This is a genomic window from Streptomyces sp. NPDC037410 (genome assembly GCF_055602235.1).
Genome location: NZ_JBVJWR010000039.1, coordinates 19,558 through 27,292, shown reverse-complemented (window position 1 = coordinate 27,292; position 7,735 = coordinate 19,558). Strand labels below are relative to the sequence as shown.

Annotated in this window: 4 protein-coding genes; all 4 read right to left on the bottom strand. The window is 73.4% G+C overall.

The genetic code is table 11. The features are described from left to right. Positions 1-170 precede the first annotated feature (170 nt). Positions 171-2,003 carry an ABC transporter substrate-binding protein gene (locus tag ACZ7HT_RS36400; RefSeq protein WP_471173988.1) on the bottom strand — a complete coding sequence of 611 codons (1,833 nt, stop codon included), beginning with the start codon at positions 2,001-2,003 and terminating at the stop codon, positions 171-173. A gap of 192 nt (positions 2,004-2,195) precedes the next feature. Continuing rightward, positions 2,196-5,276 (bottom strand): SCO5717 family growth-regulating ATPase, encoded by a 3,081-nt coding sequence (locus tag ACZ7HT_RS36395; RefSeq protein ID WP_471173973.1) that lies wholly within the window; start codon positions 5,274-5,276, stop codon positions 2,196-2,198. Positions 5,277-5,494: 218 nt separating this feature from the next. Continuing rightward, positions 5,495-6,268, bottom strand: a complete 774-nt coding sequence (locus tag ACZ7HT_RS36390) for a hypothetical protein (RefSeq protein ID WP_471173970.1) — start codon at positions 6,266-6,268, stop codon at positions 5,495-5,497. Continuing rightward, entirely contained in the window at positions 6,268-7,572 is a 1,305-nt protein-coding gene (gene eccE, locus ACZ7HT_RS36385) for a type VII secretion protein EccE (RefSeq protein WP_471173968.1), read from the bottom strand. The genes ACZ7HT_RS36390 and eccE overlap by 1 nt, the downstream gene beginning before the upstream one ends. Positions 7,573-7,735 lie beyond the last annotated feature (163 nt).

Sequence of the window (7,735 nt, the reverse complement as noted above, 5' to 3'; positions counted from 1 at the left end):
AAGAAGGGTCCGCGAAAAAGAAAGGAAAAAAACACCCCACCCCCCCCCCCCCCCCCCCCCCCCGAGGACAAAACCGACCCGGACACACCCCCTTTCCCCTCCCCCCCCCCCCCCCCCCCCCCCCCCCCCCCCCCCCCCACGTCGGCGGGGGTGCTTGCCGTCGTCACGTACTACTCGCGGTCGTCGGCGGTGGAGCGGCGGCGCATCCCGAGGAAGACGCCGACGCCGAGGACGACCACCAGGGCCGCGACGATGCCGACGACCACCCCGGTGGACGAGCCGCCGTCGGAGTCCTCGGCCTGTGCCGTGGGCACGGCGGACCACCAGCTCCAGTAGCCGTCCTGCCCCCACAGGTTCCCGGCGGCCTCGGGCATGGTCGTGATGGACCTGATCTGGTCCGTGCGGTACGCCTCCAGGGCGTTCGGGTAGGCCATGACGTTCATGTACCCCGTGTCGTACAGCCGGGACTGCATCCGCTTCACCAGATCCGCCCGCTTGGCGGCGTCGTACTCCACCGCCTGCTGCGCGTAGAGCCCGTCGAACTGCTTGTCGCAGATGAAGTTGTCGGTGGCGCCGGAGTCCTTCGGGGTCGCCGGGAGCGTGCCGCAGGTGTGGATGGACAGCACGTAGTCCGGGTCGGGGTTGACCGACCAGCCGTCGAAGGCGAGGTCGTAGTCGCCCTTGACCCAGGGGTCGGAGACGCTGTCCAGGCACTCGACCTTCAGACCGATGCCGAGCTTGCCCCACCACTCCTGGAGGTACTTGCCGACCGCCTTGTCGTTCGGGTCGGTGGCGTGACACAGGATCCGGAACTCCAGCGGCTTGCCGTCCTTGCCGAGCCGCTTTCCGGCGGCGTTCTTCCGGTATCCGGCGGTGTCGAGGACCTTCTCCGCCTGCGCCGGGTCGTACGCCCGCTGCTGTGCCGTCTCCGGCTTCCAGAAGTACGAGCCGAAGCGCGGCGGGATGTACCCCTCGCCCTCGACGGCGTGGCCCTGGAAGACCTTGTCGACGAGGGTGGTGCGGTCGACGGCGAGGAAGAGCGCCTTGCGGACCTCGGGGTCGAGCAGCGCCTTGTTGCCGTTGCCGAAGGCCTTGCCGTCCTGGGCCTTCGCGCCCGGGTTGGTGGCGAGGGCGTAGAAGCGGCGGCCGGGGGCGTCGTTGACCTTGATGTTCTTCTGGGTCTTCAGGGCGGCCGCCTGGGCGGGCGTCAGGTTCGGGACGAAGGACACCTCGCCCTTCTGCAGGGCCGCGACGGCCGCGTCCCCGTCCTTGTAGTACTTGAAGACCAGCTCGTCGAACTTGGGTGCGCCCCGCCAGAACTTCTTGTTCGGCTTGAGCTTGATGTACTGGTCGACCTTGAAGTCCGTGATGACGAAGGGCCCGTTCCCGACGATCGGGAACTGCTTGTCGTTGTTGAACTTCGAGAAGTCGGTGACCTTCTCCCAGACGTGCTTCGGCACGATCGGCACGTCGAGGGCCGTCATCGTCGCCTGCGGCTTCTTCAGCCGGATGACGAGGGTCTGCGGGTCGGGCGCGCTGACCTGCGCGAAGTTCGCCGTGAAGCTGCCGTTGGCGGTGGCGGCGTTCGGGTCGGTCATCATCTTGTTGAAGGTCCAGGCCGCGTCATCGGCGGTGGCCCGCTGCCCGTCGGACCAGGTCGAGTCCTTGCGGATCGTGTACGTCCACGTCAGCTTGTCCGCCGAGGACGTCCAGGCGGTCGCCAGACCCGGGATCGTGTGCGCGTCCTTCGGGTCGTAGTTCGTGAGGTACTCGTACGCCAGCCGGTGGATGCTGGTGGAGGTGAGCTTCTGGGCGAGGAACGGGCTCAGCGAGTCGATGCTCTGCGAGACGGCGACCGTGAGGGTGGTGCCGCCGGACTTCCCGTCCTCCGCCTGCGCGGCACCGGGGACGACGACGAGGGAGCCGGCGGCGAGGCCGCCGGCGAGCAGCAGTCGGAGGGCTCTGCGGGCAGGGGCGGGGCGGGGTGGAACCTTCGTGACCATGACCATGGGACGTGACCTCGCGTGGGAGTTTCTGTCGTGGATCTTGGGCTGACGATGGGTGAAGCGAAGGTGTATCAGCGGTGGTCTGCCGTCGTCAACGATCCCTCAAACCCCTTGTGGTCTGCGGGAACGCCAAGAGGCTCCGTATCGGTGAGCCGATACGGAGCCTCATTGGTCTAAGCCTGTGACGCCCTACTGCTGAGGGGCTGGCGGCGCCTGCGGAGGCAGCGCCTGGCCCGGCTGGGGCTCGTTCTCGTCCTGCGTCGGAGGCTGCTGCTGCCAGCTCTGCGGGACACCCGGCTGACCGGGGTACGGCTGACCCGGCTGGGGGGCGTACGGCTGACCGGGGCCGAACTGACCCGGCATCGGCCCGGGCATCGGCTGCCCCGGCTGCGGGTACCCGGGCTGCGGGTAGGGCTGGCCGGCCTGGGGCTGCGGCGGGTACGGCTGACCGGGCTGCGGCGGCTGGGGCTGCTGGGGCGGGTACGGCTGACCGGGGACCGGCTGCCCCGGCGCGTACTGACCGGGCATGGGCTGACCGGGCACCTGACCCTGCATGGGCTGACCGGGCATCTGACCGGGCATCTGGCCGGGCGCGTACTGCCCCGGCACCGGCTGACCGGGCATCGGCTGACCCGGCATGGGCTGTCCGGGCATGGGCTGCTGTCCGGGCATCGGCTGGCCCGGCATCGGCGGGGCCATGTGCGGCGGCATCGCGTTCTGGCCGTCACCGGTCCACAGCCCCTGCGCCTGCTGCGCCCGTACGAAGTCCTCGGCCACCATCGCCGAGAGGTGGAAGTACGCCTCCCGGGTCTTCGGCCGCATCATGTCGAGGTCCACCTCGGCACCGGCCGACAGGTGCTCGTCGAAGGGCACGACCACGACACCGCGGCAGCGGGTCTGGAAGTGCTGCACGATGTCCTCGACCTTGATCATCTTGCCGGTCTCGCGGACCCCGGAGATGACCGTGATCGAGCGCTGCACCAGGTCCGCGTAGCCGTGCGCGGAGAGCCAGTCCAGCGTGGTCGAGGCGCTGGAGGCGCCGTCCACGGAGGGCGTGGAGATGATGATCAGCTGGTCGGCGAGGTCGAGGACCCCGCGCATGGCGCTGTACAGCAGACCCGTACCCGAGTCGGTCAGGATGATCGGGTACTGCTTGCCGAGGACGTCGATCGCGCGCCGGTAGTCCTCGTCGTTGAAGGTCGTCGAGACGGCCGGGTCCACGTCGTTGGCGAGGATCTCCAGACCGGACGGCGCCTGCGAGGTGAACCGGCGGATGTCCATGTACGAGTTGAGGTACGGGATCGCCTGCACCAGGTCGCGGATGGTCGCCCCGGTCTCGCGCCGCACCCGGCGGCCGAGCGTGCCGGCGTCCGGGTTCGCGTCGATCGCAAGGATCTTGTCCTGCCGCTCGGTGGCGAGGGTCGCGCCGAGCGCGGTCGTCGTCGTGGTCTTGCCGACGCCGCCCTTGAGCGAGATGACCGCGATCCGGTAGCAGGAGAGCACCGGCGTCCGGATCAGGTCCAGCTTCCGCTGCCGCTCCGCCTCCTCCTTCTTGCCGCCGAGCTTGAAGCGGTTGGCGGCGCCGGGGTTACGGCTGGACTTCGGCTTCTGCTTGTTGTTGCGCAGCAGGCGGTCGGAGGAGAGCTCGACGGCCGCGTTGTACCCGAGCGGGGCGCCCGGCACGGACCGCTCCCGCTGGTCGTGCGTCACCGGCGAGGGCCAGGCGGCACCGGTCCGCGGATCCACCGGCGGCTGACCGTCGTACGGCGGCTGCGGGGCCTGCGGGGGTACGGATCCGGGGTGCGGGTAGCCGTAGCCGCCGGGGGCCTGCGCCTGCGGCGGGACACCGCCGGGCACGCCGGGCTGCTGCGGGTAGCCGTAACCGGCCTGCTGCGGAGGCGTCCCGGGGTGCGGGAAGCCGTAACCGCCCTGAGGCGCGGGGGCGGGGGCCGGGGGCACCTGCGGGTAGCCGTAGGAACCGGGCGCCGGGGGCTGGGGCTGCGGCGGTACGGGCGCGGGCGCGCCGGGCACGGGCGTCTCGGGTGCGGGCCAGGCGGCGGTGGGCGGCAGCGGCGCGGCGGGCGGCACCGGCTGGGCGCCCGGGACGGGCTGCGCGGGCCACTGCTGCGCGGGCTCGGGGGCGGCCGGCTGGAACGACGGCGGCAGCGGGGGCAGCCCGGCACCGGCGCCGGGCTGCGGCGCGGAGTACGGGGCGCCGGGGAAGGCCCCCGGAGCGCCGGCGGGCTGCTGCCCGGCGGTGTCGTACGGACCGGGAGCAGGAGCAGGAGCGGGAGCGGGAGCAGGAGCAGGAGCGGGAGCCGCGCCGGGGCCGAAGCCCTGCGGCGCCTCGGGGGCGGCGGGCTGCGCGGCGGGGAGGGGACCGGCGGCGGGAACGGCCGCGTCGGCGACGACGGCGGCCCCGGCCTCCGGCTCGGCGTCGGCCTCGACGGCCGGCTCCGCGTCCGCGACAACGTCCGTTGGCGGCTCGGCGGGCTCGTCCTCCGGGCCCGGGGCGTCATCGGAGACCGTGTCACCCTCGGCCGACTGCTCGGCGTCCGACGCGGCCGCGGTGGCGTCCTCCACACCATCGTCGTCCGGGCTCTCCGCGGCCGTCCCGGTCTCCGCCGCCCCCGTGGCGGCGTGCTCGTCGGGGGCCGCGGGGGAGTCCCCGGCGGTGTCCGTCTCTTCGGTGGAGGTGGCGGCGGGCGCGGCGGAGCCGTCCGTGCTCTCCGCCGTGCGCTCGGCCATCTCGCGCCGGAGGGCGGCGGGGGAGAAGCGCATGGTGGCACCGCTCTCGACGTCCCCACCCCCGAACGAGGCCGCACCCGGCACCGGCGCCGCAGGCGCGTCGACCGGCGGAACGACACCCACCGGCGGAACCGGAGGCACCGCCGCGGGCGCAGGGGCCGGCGCGGGCACAACCGGAGCGACCGGCGGCGCCACCGGCTCGGCCGGCTGACCGGCCACAGCCCCGGGAGCCACCGGCGGTACGGGCGCCGGAGGCGCCACCGGCGCGGCCGGCGGCGCGATGTTCCAGCCGTGCTCGAAGCCGCTGCCCGCCGGGAGTCCCGGCACGGCGACCGGTGCCCCGCTCGGCGGCGGGGGAGTGACACCGCCCGCTCCCGTACCGCCCGACGCGTTCTGCGTGTACCAGGCGGGCGGGGTGTAATCGATGGTGAACTCACCCGTCATCTCGGCGGGATCCGCGTCGGACTGATCGTCGGCGGGTGGATTCCAACCCCCGTGGATCTCGTCGCGATCGCCGTTCACTTTGCCTCCTGGTGTGGTCGAGCACCCTTGTGCCGTGGTGGGCGGGGCCCTTCCACCCTAAACGCCGCGGGCCGCCCCGGGGCAGGGCCGACGACCCCTCCGTGCCGGCCTCCGCGACCCGGTCCGGGCCCCAAGTGACCCGGCCGCGCCGCAGAGTGAGAACCCCCACCGTTCAAAACGATGCAAAAGCGGACGTACGTAAGCGAGTACGGGTCCTGTCAGTCCATCCGGCGTGCGCCGCCCAACAATCCGGTCTCGGCGTCCGTCGCCTGAGTCATCACGAACTGGCGGTCGTTCGGCCTGCACCAGAGGGTGACCCCGTCGGCGAGCGTGGACAGCGCCTCGTACTCGTGCTGCGGCAGGCTCATGATGCGGCCGATCTGGGCGGCCTCGTCGGGGGACACCCGCTGGACGCCGACCAGGGAGGACTTCTCCAGGAGCCGGGGCGCGACCGGGCTCAGATAGGGCAGCAGCGTCACCACCGACTGCCAGGGCGCCGACACGACACGGCCGCGCGGCGGGCGCATGCCGCAGTCGCGCACCACGACCACCGGACTGCCCGCCGACGCGCCCTGCGGCGGCACCCGGCCGACGTCGTGCAGCGCGATGCACGGCTGTCCGCCGCCCGCGGCCTGCGCGAGCGCCGTCCACGCCTGGGCGCGGCCGGTCTCGACGGCCACGCGGGCGCCCGTCGCGGCCGCCCGCAGCGCGAGGACCTGGGCGGTCCACAGGCCGCCGATGAGCGTGACGTCGTACGGGACGGGCCGGTTGATGCCGAGCACCGCGGGACGGCCCTCGGCGTCCACGCCGATCACCATGCCGTCGTCGCCGACGGGCAGGGCCAGCGCGTCCAGCTGTTCCAGGGGTACGGAGTGGCGGTCGCGGCGCGGTCCGACCAGCCCGAAACCGAACCGGGGCCGCGCGGCCCGCCCCGTACGCCGGGCCGAAGGCGAGCCGGGGACCGGTGACGTACCGAAGGAGGCGGTGGACATCAGCGCGCACCTCCCAGCGGCAGCGTCGCCAGGACGCCCGGCACCTGCTCACGGTCGAGACGCACCAGGCCCGTCCTCACTCCCCGCGCCGCACGCTCCAGTTCGTGCCGCGCGGTCACCAGTTCCTCGTCGCTGCGCCCGGTGATCCGCACGTGTCCGGTCACCGTCACCTCCTGCCGGTCCCCGCCGCTCAGCGTCAGGCTGAACGTCGTCGCGAGCGCGGGCAGCGAGGTCAGCAGGGCCACCAGCTGCGGCATCGACGCGCCCGCGCCACCGCCCCGGCCGCCCAACTGGGGCCAGCGCCCCACCCAGTACGTCGTGTGCCGCCGGTCGTCCACCCGCCAGGTGCGCGCGGTCTCCTGGGTCCGGCGCCCCTGCGCCTGCCCCCGGCCCGCCTGTGCGATCGCCATCGGGCTGGCGCAGCTCGACGTGGCGAGCGCCGAGGTCAGCTCCTGCTCCGTCAGGACGCTCGCCCGGAAGCCGGCGCCGGCGAGCCGGCTCGCCAGCTGGTCCGCCGCGCGCACCACGCACTTCTGGGCGCCCGTCATGCCGCCGCCGCGCGCGGCGACCGCCTCCGGGCAGAGTTCGGGGTCGAGCTTGAGCGCGATCCAGGTGATCCGCACCGCGGGCGAGCCCGTCTGCGCCTGCAGCGGCGCGTAGTTGCGGGCGGCCATCGACTGCGCGGGCAGGTGCGGCGCGGGCGCGGGCTGTGTGTGCTGCACGATCTGCGCCGACTCCAGGCGGATGCCGTCCACGCTCAGCACGTCCCGGACGAGCCCGACGGGCAGCGGGTTCGCCGCGCGGTCCGGGCGCAGCGCCGTGGAGTCCGACTCGACCCGCAGGACGGCGGTCAGGAAGGTGCCGTCGCCGACCATCCCGACCGGGCGCCGGTCACGGTCGCTGTACGCGTAGGTCCGCAGCGCCGGGTCGCACTCCACGAGCGGCGCGAACCCCGGCTCGGTGCCCTCGGGCACGGTGAGCGAGGAGGCGCGGCGCGAACGGGCGCGCAGCGCGAGGAAGGTGCCGAGCCATTCGGGCAGCGAGCGCCGGTGCCGGCGCACCACGGCGAGCAGCACGAGCACGACGGCGACCACGCCCGCGGGCACGAGCAGCATCTTGTCGACGGCCCAGGCGAGGAGCAGCAGAGCCGCCGCCACCTCGATCAGTACGAGCTGTTGCAATCGGAACGAACCGAAGTGTCCGGGGCGTGCCTGGAGCCGCGGTGCGACCGCCGGCGCGGGGCCCGTGGACGGGGGTGTGGAGGCGGCGGCCGCATCGGGCCGCCTCCGCCTCGCGGAAGCCATGATGGAGAATCCCCCTCAATTCATCCCGATGACCCTGGCCCGCCAGGGCTTTGGCGGCCGGATCACCCTACCCGCCCCACGAACCCCACGGGACAGCAGGCATAGTAGGGGGCCGGTCCGAAGGCCGGGGCCCGGGTGTCACCACCCCGGGGCCCCGCGCGAA

What these genes read in the sequence shown, in the direction of transcription:
- ACZ7HT_RS36400 (WP_471173988.1), bottom strand. Translation starts at nt 2,003, where the DNA reads ATGGTCACGAAGGTTCCACCCCGCCCCGCCCCTGCCCGCAGAGCCCTC.
- ACZ7HT_RS36390 (WP_471173970.1), bottom strand. Translation starts at nt 6,268, where the DNA reads ATGTCCACCGCCTCCTTCGGTACGTCACCGGTCCCCGGCTCGCCTTCG.
- eccE (WP_471173968.1), bottom strand. Translation starts at nt 7,572, where the DNA reads ATGGCTTCCGCGAGGCGGAGGCGGCCCGATGCGGCCGCCGCCTCCACA.